At 34.4% G+C, this 19,649-nt stretch carries 19 protein-coding genes; all 19 read right to left on the reverse strand.

Features of this window, described 5'->3' with window-relative positions; genetic code table 11:
• Positions 1 to 153: 153 nt before the first annotated feature.
• The 19 genes from topA to smc all read right to left on the reverse strand — a co-directional run bounded on the left by topA (position 154) and on the right by smc (position 19,572).
• Positions 154 to 2,232, reverse strand: a complete 2,079-nt coding sequence (gene topA / locus IEV35_RS19240) for a type I DNA topoisomerase (RefSeq protein WP_188386286.1) — start codon at positions 2,230 to 2,232, stop codon at positions 154 to 156.
• 235 nt (positions 2,233 to 2,467) lie between these two features.
• Positions 2,468 to 3,373: a DNA-processing protein DprA gene (gene dprA, locus IEV35_RS19245; protein WP_229740824.1), complete on the reverse strand. Its 906-nt coding sequence runs from the start codon at positions 3,371 to 3,373 to the stop codon at positions 2,468 to 2,470.
• A 67-nt stretch (positions 3,374 to 3,440) separates the two neighbouring features.
• Positions 3,441 to 4,343, reverse strand: a complete 903-nt coding sequence (sucD, locus tag IEV35_RS19250) for a succinate--CoA ligase subunit alpha (RefSeq protein ID WP_188386287.1) — start codon at positions 4,341 to 4,343, stop codon at positions 3,441 to 3,443.
• 55 nt (positions 4,344 to 4,398) lie between these two features.
• Complete coding sequence (sucC, locus tag IEV35_RS19255) at positions 4,399 to 5,565, reverse strand: ADP-forming succinate--CoA ligase subunit beta (RefSeq protein WP_188386288.1); 1,167 nt, start codon at positions 5,563 to 5,565, stop codon at positions 4,399 to 4,401.
• A gap of 89 nt (positions 5,566 to 5,654) precedes the next feature.
• A complete protein-coding gene (locus IEV35_RS19260; RefSeq protein ID WP_188386289.1) occupies positions 5,655 to 5,930 on the reverse strand; it encodes an EscU/YscU/HrcU family type III secretion system export apparatus switch protein in 276 nt (91 codons plus the stop codon).
• Positions 5,927 to 7,612 carry a TP0910 N-terminal domain-containing protein gene (locus IEV35_RS19265; protein WP_188386290.1) on the reverse strand — a complete coding sequence of 562 codons (1,686 nt, stop codon included), beginning with the start codon at positions 7,610 to 7,612 and terminating at the stop codon, positions 5,927 to 5,929. Before IEV35_RS19265 ends, IEV35_RS19260 begins: the two co-directional genes overlap by 4 nt.
• Before the next feature lie 10 nt (positions 7,613 to 7,622).
• A complete protein-coding gene (gene rnhB / locus IEV35_RS19270) occupies positions 7,623 to 8,393 on the reverse strand; it encodes a ribonuclease HII (protein ID WP_188386291.1) in 771 nt (256 codons plus the stop codon).
• 79 nt (positions 8,394 to 8,472) lie between these two features.
• Complete coding sequence (gene ylqF, locus IEV35_RS19275) at positions 8,473 to 9,324, reverse strand: ribosome biogenesis GTPase YlqF (RefSeq protein WP_188386292.1); 852 nt, start codon at positions 9,322 to 9,324, stop codon at positions 8,473 to 8,475.
• Positions 9,325 to 9,331: 7 nt separating this feature from the next.
• Positions 9,332 to 9,877, reverse strand: a complete 546-nt coding sequence (gene lepB / locus IEV35_RS19280) for a signal peptidase I (protein WP_188386293.1) — start codon at positions 9,875 to 9,877, stop codon at positions 9,332 to 9,334.
• Between the two features lie 137 nt (positions 9,878 to 10,014).
• Positions 10,015 to 10,359, reverse strand: a complete 345-nt coding sequence (rplS, locus tag IEV35_RS19285) for a 50S ribosomal protein L19 (protein ID WP_188386294.1) — start codon at positions 10,357 to 10,359, stop codon at positions 10,015 to 10,017.
• Positions 10,360 to 10,525: 166 nt separating this feature from the next.
• Complete coding sequence (gene trmD / locus IEV35_RS19290; RefSeq protein ID WP_188386295.1) at positions 10,526 to 11,263, reverse strand: tRNA (guanosine(37)-N1)-methyltransferase TrmD; 738 nt, start codon at positions 11,261 to 11,263, stop codon at positions 10,526 to 10,528.
• On the reverse strand, positions 11,263 to 11,778 hold the full coding sequence (gene rimM / locus IEV35_RS19295) for a ribosome maturation factor RimM (RefSeq protein ID WP_188386296.1): 516 nt from the start codon (positions 11,776 to 11,778) through the stop codon (positions 11,263 to 11,265). Before rimM ends, trmD begins: the two co-directional genes overlap by 1 nt.
• A gap of 13 nt (positions 11,779 to 11,791) precedes the next feature.
• Positions 11,792 to 12,181 carry a YlqD family protein gene (locus IEV35_RS19300; protein WP_188386297.1) on the reverse strand — a complete coding sequence of 130 codons (390 nt, stop codon included), beginning with the start codon at positions 12,179 to 12,181 and terminating at the stop codon, positions 11,792 to 11,794.
• 211 nt (positions 12,182 to 12,392) lie between these two features.
• Positions 12,393 to 12,620 carry a KH domain-containing protein gene (locus tag IEV35_RS19305; protein WP_188386298.1) on the reverse strand — a complete coding sequence of 76 codons (228 nt, stop codon included), beginning with the start codon at positions 12,618 to 12,620 and terminating at the stop codon, positions 12,393 to 12,395.
• A gap of 14 nt (positions 12,621 to 12,634) precedes the next feature.
• Positions 12,635 to 12,907: a 30S ribosomal protein S16 gene (gene rpsP, locus IEV35_RS19310; protein ID WP_188386299.1), complete on the reverse strand. Its 273-nt coding sequence runs from the start codon at positions 12,905 to 12,907 to the stop codon at positions 12,635 to 12,637.
• Positions 12,908 to 13,224: 317 nt separating this feature from the next.
• A complete protein-coding gene (gene ffh, locus IEV35_RS19315) occupies positions 13,225 to 14,574 on the reverse strand; it encodes a signal recognition particle protein (RefSeq protein ID WP_188386300.1) in 1,350 nt (449 codons plus the stop codon).
• A gap of 12 nt (positions 14,575 to 14,586) precedes the next feature.
• Positions 14,587 to 14,913 (reverse strand): putative DNA-binding protein, encoded by a 327-nt coding sequence (locus IEV35_RS19320; protein ID WP_188386301.1) that lies wholly within the window; start codon positions 14,911 to 14,913, stop codon positions 14,587 to 14,589.
• 78 nt (positions 14,914 to 14,991) lie between these two features.
• The gene (gene ftsY, locus IEV35_RS19325; protein ID WP_188386302.1) at positions 14,992 to 15,990 is read right to left on the reverse strand and encodes a signal recognition particle-docking protein FtsY; all 999 of its coding nucleotides are present in this window, start codon (positions 15,988 to 15,990) and stop codon (positions 14,992 to 14,994) included.
• A 15-nt stretch (positions 15,991 to 16,005) separates the two neighbouring features.
• On the reverse strand, positions 16,006 to 19,572 hold the full coding sequence (gene smc, locus IEV35_RS19330) for a chromosome segregation protein SMC (protein ID WP_188386303.1): 3,567 nt from the start codon (positions 19,570 to 19,572) through the stop codon (positions 16,006 to 16,008).
• Between the last annotated feature and the right edge of the window lie 77 nt (positions 19,573 to 19,649).

The raw sequence follows: 19,649 nt of genomic DNA on the forward strand, positions 1-19,649 counted from the left end.
TTGATGTAGTGGTCGGGAAACCAACTATATCTTATCACGAAGAGAGGCCTTTTTAATTTTAATACCACGCTATAAGCTCTCCGGAACCCCCGGCATAGCCAGGGGTTTTCAAATGACATAATAAAAGGCGCTCATTAAAAATGAGCGGCACTTTTATCCTTGACTATTTTCTTTATAATCACATTTCGTACAAACAATTTGAGTTTCCTTTTTATTGCGTTTCTCTACTAATAGCGAATCGCATTTTGGACATGGTCTCGATATCGGTTTATCCCATGAAACAAAATCACACTCTGGAAAACGATCACAACCATAAAATATTCGTCGTTTCTTCGAGCTTCTTTCCACAACGTTACCTTCATTACATTTCGGACAATCAACACCAATTTCTTTTAAGATTGGTTTTGTATTTCTACACTCTGGGAAATTGGAACACGCTAAAAATTTGCCATATCTCCCCATCTTATAAACCATTTCATGCCCACAGTTTTCACAATCGATTCCAGCTGGTTCATCTTTAATTTCAATTTTTTCCATTTCTTCTTCTGCTTTTTTAAGTCTCTCTTGAAAGCCATCATAGAAATCATCGATAATATGAACCCATTCTACTTTTCCTTCTTCGATAGCGTCTAAATCATTTTCCATTTTCGCTGTAAACTCTGCATCAATGATTTCTGGGAAGAATTCGGTCAATATTTCAACAACAATTGTTCCTAACTCAGTTGGGACAAATCGTTTATTGTCCATCGTTACATAATAACGTCTCTGTATCGTATCTAATGTTGGTGCATATGTTGATGGACGACCAATTCCAAGCTCTTCCATTGTTTTGACTAATCTTGCTTCTGTGTACCTCGGTGGTGGCTGTGTAAAATGTTGGTTAGGAACGATTTCGTTTGCTTCTACAATCATCCCTTCTTCTAAGTTAGGGAGGAACTTGTCATCCGCTTTATTATTATCATCCGTACCCTCTACATATACTTTCATAAACCCTTTAAATTTAACTTTTGATCCTGTAGCACGGAATTCTACATTATTATTTATCAGTTGGACGGACATCGTATCGAGTATAGCAGGTGCCATTTGACTTGCTAAGAAACGTTCCCAAATTAATTTATATAGACGCAATTGATCTCTAGATAAGACTGCTTTTAAGGAACTTGGTTCTCTAAGCACTGAAGTTGGACGAATTGCCTCATGGGCGTCTTGGGTATTCTCTTTTTGTTTTTCTTTTCGTGCTTGACCAAGAAATTCACTGCCAAATTTGTCCTGAATATATTCCGTTGCCTCTTTTTTAGCAGTATCTGATATCCGAGTTGAATCTGTACGCATATATGTTATTAATCCAGTTGTTCCGCCTTGAGATTTCCCAAGGTCAATCCCTTCGTATAACTGCTGTGCTAACATCATCGTTTTCTTAGCTCGGAAGTTCAACTTTCGAGCAGCTTCCTGTTGTAAAGAAGAAGTTGTAAATGGCAATGCAGGATTTCTTTTTCTTTCCCTTTTAGTAACCTTTTCTATCTTAAACTGTTTATCTATTAATTTTTCTAAAATGGAATTAACTTCTTCTTCCGTGGATAGTTCCATCTTTTTACCATCAACACCATAAAAAGCACCTTCAAAAACTTCTTTATCCATTTGGAATGTTGATTCAATAGACCAATATTCTTCCGGTTGAAAATTATTAATTTCATTTTCTCTATCAATAATAAGCTTTAAAGCAACCGATTGCACACGACCAGCACTTAAACCTTTTTTCACTTTTTTCCATAGTAATGGACTTATGTTATATCCAACTAAACGGTCAAGTACCCTACGTGCCTGCTGTGCATCTACTAAATCCATATCGATGGAACGAGGATGTTTAAATGATTCTTTAATCGCATCTTTTGTAATTTCATTAAAGACAACACGGCATTGTGAATGTTCATCCACTTTAAGTGCATGAGCTAAGTGCCAAGCAATTGCTTCCCCTTCACGATCCGGGTCGGCTGCGAGATATACTTTTTTTGCCTTTTTAGCGGCTTTTTTTAAATCCTTTAAAATATCACCTTTACCACGTATTGTAATATATTTAGGTTTATAGCCCTCTTCCACATTAACACCCATCTGACTTTTCGGTAAATCAATGACATGACCCATGGAGGCTTTAACTTTATACTTTTTTCCTAAATATCGTTCAATAGTTTTTGCTTTTGCAGGTGATTCTACAATAACGAGATAATCTGTCATTCTCTTCCTCCTTAACTGAGGTAACGAAAAACCTAGTACATAAAAATCCTAAATCATTCGTGTCCTAAAATTGCTATACTTCCTAATGTAAGAATAGATGGTAAAAATGTCAACATTTTCAGATTATACACTAAAATATTTTATTCTATAAAATTAATTTAATTATCAATAGAAATCCTAACTAATATTAAATATATACGTTATAAATGTCAAACATACACTATATTATTTCATATTACCCTTGTACTTTACTCCAATGAACCCCTTCATTTTCCCAATCCTTAATAATATCTTTATGTGATATTACTAATTTTGCACCATCTTGTATCAGTTTTAGACATCCAATGGCTTGCTTCATATGAGGTGAACCAGGTACCGCATATACATCTCTTCCTTGATCAAGTGCTTGGTCTACCGTTATCATTGTTCCGCTTCTCTCTGTTGCTTCTATTACCAATGTTGCAAAACTTAATCCGCTTATAATTCGATTTCTCTCTGGAAAATGGTATTTTCTAGGGGGTACATCTGGTGGATATTCCGTTATCACTAAACCTGATGACGTAATCTGATGAAATAACTGCTCATTTTCTTTTGGATAAATATGATGGAATCCACTTCCTAAAATTGCTATTGTTTTGCCACCGTTAGATAATGCCATTTGATGTGCAAGACTATCTACTCCTTTAGCCATCCCACTAATAATTACCCATTTTTCGTTAACTAACGGAAGAACAATATGTTTCATCTTAGAGAAAGCATGATTGGAAGGGTTTCTAGTACCTATTACACTAATGGAAGGTATTTTATGAAGTAACTTATTATCGCCAGCAGTATACAAAACGATTGGAGCATCTTTTATTGTTTTTAACATATCTGGATAATTTTCGTCAATGATTGTAATAGTAGTATATCGAGAATTATCTGCTATGGCTTCTTGCATAATTTTATAATTATGCATATCTTGATATAACATGTGAGCATATTTACTTTCTATTAAAAGATATTCACTAATTTGAGAAGGTGTTAAGAAGAAAATTTTGTTTAACGAAGGGTCCATTTGAAGTAAACGACGAAGTTTTGTTCTGGATAGTCCACGACAACGATGTAAATGAAGTAATCTTTGTCGAATCGCTTGAAACAATTTGTCACTTCCTTTTCTTGGATATAGGGAAAGAACCTAAAAGGCAATCTTTTAGGTTCTAATTAACTTAATGTGTTTTACACTTTTCTGCTAAACCTTTTTCTTGTAGTACACGAATCATTGTTTCTCCAATGACTGCTGGAGTTTCTGCTACTTCAATTCCGCATTCATTCATAACGCGAATCTTTTCTTCGGCAGTACCTTTACCACCAGAGATAATTGCTCCTGCATGTCCCATGCGTTTTCCTGGAGGTGCAGTTGCTCCACCAATGAAGCCAACAACTGGTTTAGTCATATTTGCTTTAACCCATTCAGCAGCTTCTTCTTCGGCAGTTCCACCAATTTCTCCGATCATTACAACAGCATACGTTTCAGGGTCTTCATTAAATGCTTGTAGTACATCAATAAAGTTTGTACCGTTAACTGGATCTCCACCAATACCTACTGCAGTAGTCTGACCATAACCAGCTTGTGATAGTTGATGAACAGCTTCATAAGTTAACGTTCCTGAACGAGATACAACTCCAATATGTCCTTTTGTATGAATGTACCCTGGCATTATACCAATTTTACACTCATCTGGAGAGATAACACCAGGACAGTTTGGACCAATTAAACGTGTTTTCTTTCCTTCCATATAACGTTTAACTTTCACCATATCCAATACTGGAATATGCTCAGTAATACAAATTACTAGATCTAACTCAGCATCTACAGCTTCAACAATTGCATCTGCTGCAAAAGGAGCTGGAACATAGATAACAGATGCAGTTGCACCAGTAACATCTACAGCTTCTTGTACTGTATTAAATACTGGAACACCTTCTACTTCTGTACCGCCTTTTTTCGGGGTCACACCACCAACAATTTTTGTACCGTATTCAAGCATTTGTTTAGTATGGAATCTAGCGGTTCCTCCAGTAATACCTTGGACAATTACTTTCGTATCTTTATTAACATATACACTCATGCTACGTCCGTCCTTTCTATAAAACTAGACTATTAAATTAAAAGATTTTAGTTTTTTAAGCACCTTTAACTAAGGATACAATCTTCTCTGCGCCATCAGCCATAGAATCTGCAGGAATAATGTTTAATCCAGATTCGTTTAGAATCTTCTTCCCTAAATCAACGTTTGTTCCTTCTAAACGAACTACTAATGGTAAGTTTAACCCTACTTGTTTAGTAGCTTCCACAACACCTTCAGCAATTACGTCACACTTCATAATTCCACCGAAAATATTAACAAAAATACCTTGTACATTCTTATCGGACAAGATAATTTTGAATGCTTCAGTAACTTTCTCTGCTGTTGCACCGCCACCAACGTCAAGGAAGTTAGCCGGTTCCCCGCCATAGTGTTTAATGATGTCCATGGTAGACATAGCAAGACCTGCACCATTCACCATACATCCAATATTACCGTCTAATGCTACATAACTTAAATCATATTTGGAAGCTTCAATTTCTTTTTCATCTTCTTCGTCTAAATCACGGTATTCTATTACATCTTTCTGACGATATAAAGCGTTATCATCAAAGTTTAATTTTGCATCAAGTGCTAAAACTTCACCATCACCTGTAGTTACTAGTGGGTTAATTTCAGCAATTGAACAATCTTTTTCAACAAATGCTTGATATAGACCTGTCATAAATTTAACAGCTTTATTTAATAATTCATCAGGAATATTCATATTAAATGCTAGTCTACGAGCTTGATAAGGAAGAAGTCCTACTACAGGATCAATAACTTCTTTAAAAATCTTTTCAGGAGTTTCTGCCGCAACTTCCTCTATTTCTGTACCGCCTTCTTCTGACCCCATCATAACAACTCGAGAAGTAGCACGATCTAAAACAACACCAACATAATATTCTTTTTTAATATCGCAGCCTTCTTCAATTAGTAAACGCTTAACTTCTTTGCCCTCTGGTCCCGTTTGGTGTGTTACTAATGTTTTACCAAGAATTTCATTTGCATATGTACGAACTTCATCCAAATTCTTAGCAACTTTTACACCGCCAGCTTTACCACGTCCACCAGCATGTATTTGTGCTTTGACAACAGTAACTGAAGATCCTAATTTTTCAGCCGCTTCTACAGCTTCATCTACTGTATAGGCAACATAGCCATTAGGAACTTTTACACCATACGTGCGTAAAATTTCTTTCCCTTGATATTCATGAATATTCATTCTTTGTCCTCCCATCAAAATCACTGCATGTTTATTGTATTAAAAATAAGAAATTTGCACAAGGAAAGCGCTATATAATTTGTCATAAATTATTCGTTATTTACTTTCTCTTTATCAATGTGATAAATAAAAGCAAAAACTTCAGCTACTGCTTGATATAATTCTTCAGGTATCTTTTCATTAATATCTAATTCAGATAACAATTCGACTAGGGTTTTATCTTCTAGTATTGGAATATTATTGTCAGTTGCCTTTTTAATAATATTCTCTGCAATTAAACCTTTTCCTGTTGCCTTTATTGTTGGTGCATAATCTTTATCAGATTCATAACTTAATGCAATTGCTTTTTTTCTACTATGTTTCATATTCGAAAATCCACTCCTATAGGTATTTCCTTATTAGCTTTATTGACTAAATTTGTTTTATTACCATTTTGCTGATTACTAGTAAATTGGTGATAAGTGATACTAGAAAGGTGGTACCCTATCTTATCTAATCCTTCTTTCAATAATGGCTTTACAGAATTTGCTATATGAGTTAATGGATGGTCATTCATAATTTGTAAAGAAATGGTTCGCTTTTGTACATGCATTTCAATAATAGTTTCGTTAATATGTTCCAGATCTAACATAAAAACAACCTTACAATAATCTGGATCAATTTCTCCTTTGCTGTTCTTCTTCCCTTGGAATGATATCGAAAGATCATTTTTCAGTCCTAACCCTTGTCCTGGTATAAGTAAGTTAGCTTGGAGAAATTTTTCAGTATCATGAACAGACTGTATTTGTAATCCATTTATATATTGTAAAAATTTATCTGCCATCCCTTTTACTGAATTATCATTCACGCTCATTAATTGTAGTAATAGTCCTTTCAATGTAAAAGTAGGATTTTGATTATCCTTGTAGATAGTCTTTTCGTATTGCAAACCGACATCATTGGTAATCATTTTAATTTGCTCCATGAAAAGTGCCTTCATATACTCGTGATACAACTTTGCCAATTGAGGTGTATTTTCTATTTTAGCAAGCCTTTCCATGCTTACAATATAATCTCTTATCTTAATTGGATCATCCGCAATCTCTATTTGTTCTTTTAAGATTAAATGATAGAATTGCTCCAGGTCATTTTTAATTTTGTGAAAGGTTCCATCTAATATAGCCTCGTTACGATGGTTAAGAGTTTGAATGGTATCATTCCATTTTGTTAGAAAAGAATTTGCTTTCTCTCTTATATCTTCATAATTTGACAGAATATGAACCAAAGTCTGTCTATCAAATTGAAAGCCATTATTATGTGCTTGGTTGGCTGGACTTATCCAGTCTTCAAACACACTATCTAGCTGAATTAATCCTAATTCCTTTACTAATTGGTAATAATCACGATTAGCAGCAATAAGTTGAACGAAATTTTTAGGAACTTTATTCGTCTTACCTAATAAATCATCTATACGTCTTACCCTATTTTGGTTCATTAATTCTAGACCATTCTTGTTAGCAGACAGTTCAGTAATTAATGCATGAAATTTTTTAGAAAAACTACTTGTCCAAGTGCTCTCAATAGCGGTATATACTTCTAATGAAATTGGTAGATTATTTCTAATCATCTCTAATAGAATGACTTTTGTTAAAGACTTCGAATCAGAAGCACTTAATATGTCGATCGCTTGCTTGATTTGTTTTGGGTCTATTACTATTTCCTTTTGAAACAACTGTTGAATAAAATCTTCATTTACTTTTGAATATTTCACTCCTATATAATTCAACAGTTTATGTAAGGAATAAGCTCTTTTTCGTTCTAACGATTCACCAATTACCTTTAACTGAATAATACTTCCTTTCGTCATTACTTGGAAATAGTAGTTAGAACCAACAGATAAGGGGGCTTCCAATTGAGCATTTAATGATGTATTTCCTAGTTGGATCTGTGCAGTATTATTAGGATAAAACTTTAGAACACGCCCAGGTATAATTTGTCCCACTTTAAGAGTCTGTATAGGTTCTTTAACAGATTGCGAATTAGCGAATAACGTTCGTTGAATATTCAAGTCATATCACTCACTTTAAGTTGTCTTTTATTGGTGCAAAAGATGTACGATGGTACGGACTAATTCCGTATTCTCTTAATCTATCAATATGAAGTTTCGTACCATAACCCATATTAGATGCAAAGTCATACATTGGATACTCCACGTGAATCTCTCTCATTAGGCGGTCACGAGTTACTTTTGCTAAAATACTCGCCGCGGCAATAGACACACTTTTCGCGTCCCCTTTAACAATGGATTCCGATGAACATGTTAAACCTTCGAGTGGCACAGCATCGATTAACACGTGATCGGCTTGAGGGTTTAATTGCGCTATTGCTTCTCTCATTGCTAATTTTGTTGCTTCATAGATGTTAATATTATCAATAACGTCATTTTGAACAATCGAAATTCCATAACTTATTGCATGTTCTATTATATATTCAAAAAATTCTTCTCTTTTTGGTTCACTTAATTGCTTCGAATCGTTTAGACCTAATAATTTAAAATCTGTTGGTAGAATAACAGCTGCAGCTACAACAGGACCAGCAAGTGGGCCTCTTCCAGCTTCATCAACTCCAGCTACATACGTTTTTCCATTAGCATAACTATTTCGTTCGTATGTAAACATTTTTTCCTGTAATATTTCTAATTCTTTTTCTTTTAATTTCTTCTTTTCATAAGCTTTAATAATTTGTTGAACACCTTTACGCGGATCATTTCGTAGTAATGCAATTTCATGAGCAGTAAGTTGATTCTCTTTAAAGCGTGTTTTTATTTCTGTTATTGGTCTGTTCTCCATGTGATCACCTTATTTCTATTTTTATATCGGTAAAATAAATAAAAAATAAAAGACATCCATCAAAGCGATGCATGTCTTATTAATCTTCTATCGGTTTCTCAAGTGTAATATTACCGAGACGACCCGTTCTTAAATCACGAATGATAATTTCTGCTACTTTATCAAAATTCACATGTCCTCCGCTTTCCAGTGCACCACGTAATTTTCCGATTTTCACGAAAATATCCCACATATCTTCTTCATGTTCTTGGATACCATACCGTTCCATTAGTTGGTTTGGATAATGTTCTTTCATATAGTTGATTACAAAAGCAACAATGTCCTGCAATGATAATAATTGATCTTTTATCGTTCCTATTGCTGCTAAACGATATCCGACTAATTGATCTTCAAATTTCGGCCAAAGTATCCCAGGTGTATCCAATAGCTCAAAATCTTTTTTTACTTTAATCCATAGTTGTTGCTTAGTAACACCAGGACGATCTCCTACTTTAGCAATTTTCTTGTTGGCGAGACGATTAATTAAAGTTGATTTTCCTACATTAGGTATCCCTACAATCATCGCCCTTGCAGGTCTTGGCTTGATCCCTTTTTTCATTAATTTTTCTAATTTCTCTTGTCCTAGTTCCTTAGCAAGTTGAATAACTCGGTTAATATCACTTTTGTCATTCACATTAACAGCTAGTGCAGGAATATCATTCTTCTTGAAATAATCAATCCATTCATTCGTAACCTTAGTATCTGCAAGATCTCGTTTCATTAGCAAAATCATCTTCGACTTATTTTGTAACACTTGATGAAGCATTGGATTTTGCGATGATAATGGTGCCCTAGCATCTACTAACTCCATTACAAAATCAACAAGTTTTAATTTCTCTTCAATTTCTCTTCTTGCTTTAGCCATGTGGCCTGGAAACCATTGAATTGTCATTGTTTTCCTACTCTCCTATAAACTTAAAACGATCAAACGGCCAATAAATAACACTTGCTTTTCCTACTATTTGGTCAATTGGTATTGGACCAAGTAATCTACTGTCCGTTGAATTCGTTCGATTATCTCCTAATACAAAAACATGTCCCTCAGGTATTGTAGTGTAATTCCCTCTTAGTTCTTCTAGAGTAAAATCATTTGTTATTACATGTTCCGTGTTATTTGCGAAGAACTTTTCTTCTATAGGCTCACCATTTATGTATAATATATTATCTTTATAGGCAACATGCTCACCAGGAGTTGCAATAACACGTTTTATAAAGTCTTTCTGTTCATTAGCATGGAATACAACGATATCAAATCGTTCTAGTTCATCTACCCGATAAACGAACTTATTAACAATCATCTGATCTCTATCATGCAATGTTGGCTGCATGGAAGGTCCATCCACTATGATTGGTGTAAATAAAAAGGTTCTAACAAGGAATGCTAGTCCAAATGCAATTAAGAGTGCCTTTATCCAATCCGACCACTCGCTTTTTCCTTTTGCCATATCCTTCCCTCCAATACCAACTAGTTATCCATTTTATTATATATTATTCCCTATCTTTTTTTCATTTTTTATTAAGTAAAAAGGAGCTTGAATAAAATACCAAGCTCCTTTCTAAGTACATTCTTCGATTTCTTTTTTTAGCGACGTTCTTTAATACGTGCTGCTTTTCCACGTAGGTTACGAAGATAGTATAGTTTCGCACGACGTACAATACCACGACGTACTACTTCGATTTTATCAACACGAGGTGAATGTACTGGGAAAGTACGCTCTACACCTACACCATAAGAAATTTTTCTTACTGTAAATGTCTCGCTGATTCCACCGTTTTGACGTTTGATAACGACACCTTCGAAAACCTGGATACGTTCACGAGTTCCTTCAACAACTTTAACGTGAACTTTAACAGTATCTCCTGCGCGGAAATCAGGATGATCGTTACGAAGCTGATCTTTTGTGATTTCTTCGATTAATTTTTGCATCCTGCTTCACTCCTTCCAAACCAATGCTCATAATATATAAAATAACAGCGGAACATCGTTTATACGTACTTAACTACTTTAAGCACAATAATTAATATAACATAATTAAGACTACAGTTCAACTAGAATTATAAAAACTAGTGTACATATTTTTGCTATATTATAATCAATTATCTGTTTCTTCTATGCGCTGCAACATTTTTTTATCTTCTTCTGTTAAAGGATAATTTTCTAGTAAATCTCTTCTACGTTGGTACGTTCTTTTTAAAGATTCTTCTCTTCGCCATGCTTCTATTTTAGCGTGATCTCCGGATAAAAGTACTTCAGGTACCTTCATCCCTCTGAAATCCTGTGGTCTAGTATAATGTGGATGTTCTAATAATCCAGTCGAAAATGAATCCTGTCTAGCTGAATCCTCATTCCCTAAAACATCAGGTAATAAACGTACTACACTATCTACTACTACTAAAGCGCCTAACTCTCCACCTGTTAAGACAAAATCACCTATCGAAATCTCATCCGTGATTAAGTGCTCGCGAATTCGTTCATCATACCCTTCATAATGGCCACAAATAATAATCAAATGCTCTTCTTTAGCAAATTCCTCTGCCTTCTTTTGAGAATATCTCTCTCCTTGAGGGCACATTAAAACAATTCTTGGTTTCGTTTTAAGATCTCCTGTAATTGCATTGACTGCATCAAATATTGGTTGAGGAGATAGTACCATACCAGCTCCACCACCGTAAGGATAATCATCTACTTTATTATGTTTGTTTTCTGTGTAGTCACGAAAATTTACTAGATTATATGTGAATTTTTCTTTTTCCTGTGCCTTGCCTAAAATGGAGGAATTCAATACACTTTCAAGCATCTCTGGAAATAAGGTTAGAATATCAATTTGCATTAATCAAGCAATCCTTCCATTGGTACTATTACAACTTGTTTTTGTTTCACATCTACTTCAGTGACGACGTCTGCTATATAAGGTATTAAGAGGTCTTTCCCTTTCGGTCGCTGTACTACCCATACATCATTAGCCCCTGGTGAAAGAATCTCTTTTATTTTCCCTATGACTTCTCCGTCTGAAGTCATTACTTCACAACCAATTATTTCATGGTAATAAAATTCATTTTCTTCTAATTCGGTTAACTGTGATTCTGAAATCTTTAATAATGAACCTTTAAAATGTTCTACATCATTAATATTATCCAAACCTTCAAAACGAACTAAATCAAAACCTTTATGTATTCTATGGCCATCAATGGTTAATTCTTTCACTATTTTATTGTCAGTTACTAAGTATAGAGTATTACCTTTTTCAAAGCGGTCATCAAAATCACTAATACGTAATACTTTAACTTCTCCGCGAATTCCATGTGTATTAATTATTTTTCCAACTGTAAATAATTTATTATTCATCTATTCTCACCTGCTAATTATCGATTCGGACAACAATGCCGTCTTTCACAATGATTGCTGTTTCCCCTGTTATATCATTCCAATGCGTTCCAACATTTACCTCAACGAGAGCTTCAACTTCTTTTTCAACAATTTCGCTTCCAATTTCTAGCATATCCAATTGTTCTATTTTAAACTCGGCTAACTTTATTTTCTCCTTGCGATTCTTTATTTCTTGTTGGAAACGATCATGTAGTTCTGTTTTTGAGATATTTTTTTTGTTTTGTAATTTCCTTTGCTCAAACAGTAATTGTTGACACTCTTGTTCAAGTCGCATTTTATGTTTAACAAAATTATCCTTTAAGGCTGCTTTACTATTTTCTGTAAGTACTTGTTTAATAATGACTTTTTTCAAGATATTCATTCGATTTCCTCACCCCTCGATTCACCATATAGGTGTTTTTTATATAGGAGGTTGTTCTATTCGGAATACAATAAGATTCGTAATATTTATTCCTCTATGTGAGAAAAGAGGCTTACTCATAAAAGATCGCCCCCTTTATATACAACATTTAGCGTAATATACTATTTGTTGTATCAAAGGGGCAGAACTTTTGCTAGTTGAGTTAGCCTCTTTACATGATATCTAGATAGACTCTTTTTTTAGAATCTGTTTTAGCTGCATAAACAACTGTTCGAATCGCTTTTGCTATACGACCATTTTTACCGATTACCTTACCAACATCACTTTGATTAACAGTGAGATGATAAACAATTTTTGTTTCTTCTTCTCTTTCTGTTACTGTAACATCTTCTGGATAGTCGACCAATGGTGCAACAATTGATTCAATTAGGGCTTTCATGATATCACACTACTTTACTTATTAGTTTTTTGTTCGTGGAATTTCTTCATGATGCCTTCTTTTGAGAATAGGTTACGTACTGTATCACTTGGTTTAGCACCTTTTGTCATCCAATCAAGTGCTTTTTCTTCATCTATTTTAACTTCAACTGGATCAACTACAGGGTTATATGTTCCAATTTGTTCAATAGAACGTCCGTCACGAGGAGAACGTGAATCTGCTACTACAATACGATAGAAAGGATTTCTTTTAGAACCCATACGTTTTAAACGAATTTTTACTGCCATTACTTGCACCTCCATTAATTTGCTCTCACAAGAATTGATTGTATCAGAAAGTTTTTAGTCTGTAAAGTGTTTTTACATTACATCTTGTTTTTTGTCATGATTTAATCTAATTTATTTCATTCTATCCTTATCCGCAGCCCGTATACACTTCGCTTTCCGTGGGCGGCTGGTGAGCCTCCTCAGAGCTAACGCTCTTGCGGGGTCTCACCGAAGCCTATCCTCCCACAGGAGTCTCCGTGTATACGGGCTGCTCATAGCAAAAAACAAATTTAAATTTCTCTCTTAATAAATGAAAAATAGATTTACAATAAAATTTATTAAAAAGGATTAAATGGCATTTTGAATCCTTTGCCTTTTTTGCCTTTTTGCATGTTGGTCATTTGTTTCATCATTTTTTTCATTTCTTCAAATTGTTTTAGTAGACGGTTGACTTGGGATACGTTTGTTCCAGATCCTTTTGCGATTCGCTTTTTACGACTTGCATTCATTATGCTTGGATCTTGCCGTTCTTTTTTTGTCATAGATTGTATAATTGCTTCGACATGGGCTAATTGCTTTTCATCAAATTGTACATTTTTTAGCCCTTTCATCTTATTAGCTCCTGGGATCATTGCTAGTAAATCATCTAGTGGTCCCATTTTTTTAACTTGACTCATTTGATCAAGAAAATCGTCAAATGTAAATGTTGCTGTACGCATTTTTTCTTGTAGTTCTTTCGCTTGTTTTTCATCAACATTCGCCTGAGCTTTTTCAATAAGTGTCAAAACATCGCCCATTCCTAAAATACGAGAAGCCATACGTTCAGGATGGAATGCTTCTAATTGATCTAGTTTTTCTCCCATACCAGCAAATTTTATAGATTTTCCTGTGACTGCTTTAATAGATAATGCAGCCCCACCACGAGTATCGCCATCTAACTTAGTTAAAACAACTCCAGTAACATCTAGTTGTTCATTAAAGCTTTCAGCAACATTAACAGCATCTTGACCTGTCATCGCATCAACCACTAAGAAAATTTCATCAGGATTTACTAGTTCTTTAATATCCGTTAATTCTTGCATTAAATCTGAATCCACATGAAGACGTCCTGCTGTATCAATTAGCACATAATCATGGTGATCTTCTTTTGCTTTTTCAATAGCTTTTTTGGCGATATCTACAGGATTTGCTTCCGTACCCATAGAGAATACCGGCATACTCAATTGACCACCAAGTGTTTCTAACTGCTTAATAGCTGCTGGACGATAAACATCACATGCAACTAATAATGGAGACCGATTATATTTCTTTCTAAGTAGATTAGCCAATTTTCCTGTTGTCGTTGTTTTACCAGCACCTTGCAGTCCGACCATCATAATTACGGTTGGTGGTTTATCGCTAACTGCAATCTTACTCTGTTCTCCACCCATTAATTCGGTTAATTCTTCTTTTACAACTTTAATTACTTGTTGGCCAGGTGTTAGACTTTCCATTACTTCTTGACCAACAGCACGCTCTTTAATCCGTTTAATTAAATCTTTTACAACTTTAAAGTTAACATCTGCCTCGAGAAGTGCTAAGCGGATTTCTCTTGTCATTTCCTTTACATCTTGCTCTGATACTTTCCCCTTACCAGTTATCTTCTTAATCGTATTCTGGAGGCGGTCAGCTAATCCCTCAAATGCCATTAAGGTGTCCCCCTAATCTAATTCTTTTAATTGATGAATATACTTTTTTAGTTCTTCATTATTACTGGAAGAAACAATCTCTTCAATTTTTTTAATTAACTTCAAGCGTTTTTCGAATTTCTCATATAAATGAAGTTTTTCTTCATAAGATTCTAACATGGACTCAGTTCGTTTTATATTGTCATACACTGCTTGACGAGAAACATTAGCCGTTTCTGATATTTCCCCCAACGAATAATCTTCCAGATAGTACATTTCCATATAACCCAGTTGTTTTGGGGTTAGCAATGCTTGGTAAAAATCTAATAAATAATTTATTCTAGTCGTTTTCTCTAGCATTCTCCCACCCCTTGTTAAGTGAAAATCCTTTACAATCAATCATAACGAACAGTACTTTCTTTTGCAAGCGTAAACCGCCTAGCTCTCAGCCTGTTCTTCTAACATATCTGCAAAGAGACCATATACAAATGCATTAGCATCAAACTTCTGTAAGTCCTCTGCCTTTTCACCTAATCCAACAAATTTAACAGGTATATTCATTTCATTTCTAATAGCTAATACTATTCCACCTTTAGCTGTTCCATCAAGTTTCGTAAGAACTATCCCTGTTACATCTGTTGCTTCTGAGAATGTCTTTGCTTGATTAAGAGCATTTTGTCCAGTAGTTGCATCCAATACTAGTAATACTTCATGCGGAGCTCCAGGAATTTCTCTTTCAATTACTCTCTTTACTTTTGCTAATTCATTCATCAAGTTTACTTTATTTTGTAATCTACCAGCAGTATCACAAAGTAGTACATCTACATTCCTTGATTTTGCTGCTTTTATAGCATCAAAAATTACAGCAGCTGGATCACTGCCCTCATTTTGTTTAATCACTTCTACTCCAGCACGCTCGCCCCATATCTCTAACTGCTCAATTGCCCCAGCTCGGAAAGTATCACCAGCAGCAAGCATGACTGTTTTCCCTTCAGCTTTTAATTGGTGTGCTAACTTTCCTATGGAAGTTGTTTTCCCTACTCCATTAACTCCAACAACTAACACAACAGAAAGCCCACTACTTTGAATATTTAATGCTTCAATTTCCTCATTATCATCGCCATAATAAATTTCTACTAATTTCTCGGAAATTACTTCTTTAACTTCCATCGTATCCTTGATATTACGACGTTGTACTTCAAAGCGAAGCTCATCAATCAAATCCATTACTGTATTAACTCCGACATCGGCAGTAATTAGCACTTCTTCAAGCTCTTCAAAAAAATCCTCATCAACCTTACGATATCTTGCAATTAAATCATTAATTCTACCAGAGAAAGATTTCCTTGTCTTTTCCATTCCTTTTTTATATTTTGTAGAAACTTCTTCTTGGTTTTCTTGTTTAAATTTACTTTTTAGCTTTTGAAAAAAACTCATTAATCATGCTCTCCTTTATGACTGTATTAACTCTTTTGTTTCTTCTAATCGTACAGACACTAATCGTGAAACGCCAGACTCCTGCATAGTAACACCATACAATACATCTGCTTGCTCCATCGTACCTTGTCTATGTGTAATTACAATAAATTGAGTTTCTTCACTATATTGTTTCACATATTTGGCAAATCGAACTACATTCGCTTCATCTAAGGCAGCCTCTACCTCATCAAGAACACAAAAAGGAACCGGACGAACGCGTAATATTGCAAATAATAGTGCAATCGCAGTTAACGCACGCTCTCCACCTGATAACAGACCTAGATTTTGTAATTTTTTACCTGGTGGTTGGGCAATAATATCGACACCAGTATCTAATAAATTACTAGGTTCTGTTAATTTTAGTTCAGCATGACCGCCACCAAATAATTCTTTAAAAACTACTGAAAATTCTTCTTTTATTTGGGCGAAGGTCGCACCAAATAATTGTTCCATTTCATCGTCCATTTCTTTAATAGCTGCAAATAACGTTTCTTTTGCTTCCACTAAATCATCTTTTTGTTCTGTTAAAAATGAGTAACGCTCAAATATTCGTTCATATTCATCAATTGCTCCAAGATTTACATGACCTAAACGTTCAATTCTAGCTTTTATTTCAGATACAATTTGTTTTGCTTCATCAATATTGTCTACTTTTTTATAATCTAGTTTTGCTCGTTCAAATGTAATCATGTAGTCAGTTTGTAATACAGATAATCGATTTTCAAGTTCTACATCAAGCCTAGTTGACTTCACTTCTTTTTCTTGGATTTTTGTTAGCAATAACTGATGGTTCTTATTCTCTTCTTTTAATTCTCTTTCTTCATCTTGCATTTTTTGCGTACGTATCATTCTTTCCGAACGTAATTGTTGTATTTGTGTCGTTATTGAATTCTTCTCTTCATTTTTTTCTGTGAGCTTTTCATTTATTTCCTCTTCTGTTTCTTCCGATGAGGATATTTCAATTAATTCTTGTAGTTCTGTTGAGATTGATTCAAACTTGTCCATTAAATCATCTAATCGATTAGTTAAACCTGTCACTTTCTCTTGTTGATTTTTAATTCTTTGTTCCTGTTCAGCAAGTTGAACCTGATAATCATGAAAATCATTTGTCAGTTGTTCTTGATTTTCTTTAAACTCAACTTCCTGCTGTGAAAGTATATCGATTTGTTTTTGGAAGGATACTAACTTCTCGTCAATTTCAAGTAGTTCTTGTTCTAATAATTTATCTCTTTCCTGAAGATTAGTTAAATCATATTCAAATTGTGTTTTATCTTGGTCATAAACAGTAAGATTATCTTGTAAGGAAGAAAGTTTCAATTCCACTTCCTTTTGAAGAGACCTAACTTCCTGTAATCTACGCTGTTCATCATTAAAGCTTGTTTCTAGACTAGCTAATTGTTGTTCTACATCCACTAAATCTTCTTTTTGTTTATGCACTTCTCTTTCAAATGCTATTGCGCGAGTGGAATAGTTATCTAGTTTTTCTGTTAATTCTTGTAAGTCTTTTTCTCTTGTAAATAAAGAAGAATTGGTTTTCTTTTGTGCTCCTCCAGACATAGAACCGCCTGGGTTCACTACATCCCCATCAAGAGTGACGATACGAAATCTTCTCAGTACAGTTTTTGCAATATCATTAGCATCTTTCAACGTTTTTGCAACAATGACATGACCCATTAAATGGTCAACAGCTTTTTGAAATGCTGGATTAGTTGTAATTAATTTACCCGCGATCCCGATATAGCCTGGATGGGATTCAATTTGTTGTATGACATTGCTTGGAATATTTCTAGGTTGGATTGATCCTAAAGGTAAAAATGTTGCTCTCCCACTATTTGTTTGCTTCAACCAACTAATGGCATTCCGAGCAGATAAGTCATCCTCTACGACAATATGCTGTGCTTGCCCACCTAATACAGTTTCTATTGCAGTAATATATGATTTAGGTACATCAATTAGTTCGATTACGGCACCGTGTATTTGTGCTAATTTCCCTTCTTCTCTTGCTTTTAATATAGCTTTTACCCCTTGGAAAAATCCTTGAAAATCCTCTTTCATATCTTCAAGCATTTCTTTTTTAGACTTTATCTTTTCAATATATTGATAGCCTTGAAATAGCTTTGTTTGAGCATCTTGATATAGATTTCTTTTTGATTCAAGTTCTTTTTTCAATTCTCTTATTTTAGTTTCTTTTTCTTGATAGGACTCTTCTGCATCTTGAAGTTGTTGCGTATTGTTCTTCAATTGTTGCTGATATGATTCACGAAGGACAATTAAATCTTGAAATTTTTCTAATTGCTTCGACTTCTTAATATTTATTTGTTCAAGTTGACTCGCAATCGATTGTCTCTCATTTCGCTTTGCAGCTTGTTTACTAAGATACTCAATGTATTCCGATTTTAACTCTTCAATTTGTTTATGAATCGTATCTTTATCAGTTGTTAATTTAATTTTTAAATCATTTACTAATTGTTTTGTTTTATTTTTTAATTGTTGAAGTTCTTGTAGTAGATTATTTTCATTAGCTAACTCTGCTTCCAACTGTTGAATTTGTTCGGAATACTCTTGTTTTTGAATTTCTAATTTCTCTTTATTTTCACTGAAGTGTTTTGAGCGTTCATGAAAAATTTGTTTTCGACCTTCGTACTTCTCAAGTTGTTGCGTTGCAACTAGAAGACGTTCCTGCAACTCTGTAATTTTATGATCGATTTTTTCGACATCTTGTCTTTCCGTTGTCAGTCGTGCTTCTCTCTTCTGAATTTGTGTCTGGAAAGTAATTTCATCCAATTTAGCAGCTTCGATTTCATTTAATAGACCTTGCCATTCGTCATGTAACAGTTCTATCTCCGTAATGAGCAACGAAATTTCTTGTTGTTTTAATATATCTTTTTCCTTTAAATATTCTTTTGCTTTTTCAGCTTGATTCTTTAAAGGTTCTAATTGACTTTCTAATTCATAGATAATATCTTCGACACGGTTCAAATTTTCCTGGGTTTCTGCTAATTTATATTCAGCTTTTTTCTTCCGTTGTTTATATTTAAGAACACCTGCAGCTTCTTCAAATATAGTTCTTCTTTCTTCTGCTTTAGAACTTAAGATTTCTTCTACTTTCCCTTGACTAATGATGGAGAATGCTTCTTTTCCTAGTCCAGAATCTAGAAATAAATCCACAATATCTTTAAGTCTACAAGATTGTTTATTAATATAAAATTCACTTTCGCCTGAGCGATAAACTCGGCGTGTCACACTAACTTCATCATAATCAAGAGGTAGGGCCTGATCAGTGTTATCTAGGACTAAAGTTACTTCAGCTACATTTAACGGTTTTCTCGTGTCACTACCTTGGAATATGATATCTTCCATCTTTACCCCACGTAGAGATTTAGCTGACTGTTCACCGAGTACCCAACGTATCGCATCCGTAATATTACTCTTTCCGCTTCCATTCGGACCGACAACAGCAGTAACTCCAGGAACGAAATCTACGTTAATCCTTTCGGCAAATGATTTAAATCCAACACTCTCTATACGCTTTAAAAACATAAACATTTCTCCTATTTAGAAACGAATCTCCCATAAGGGTTCCATTCCCCTTTTTCTCTATTAAAAATATCTAATTA

This window comes from Ornithinibacillus halotolerans, from assembly GCF_014637405.1.
Taxonomy (GTDB): domain Bacteria; phylum Bacillota; class Bacilli; order Bacillales; family Amphibacillaceae; genus Ornithinibacillus; species Ornithinibacillus halotolerans.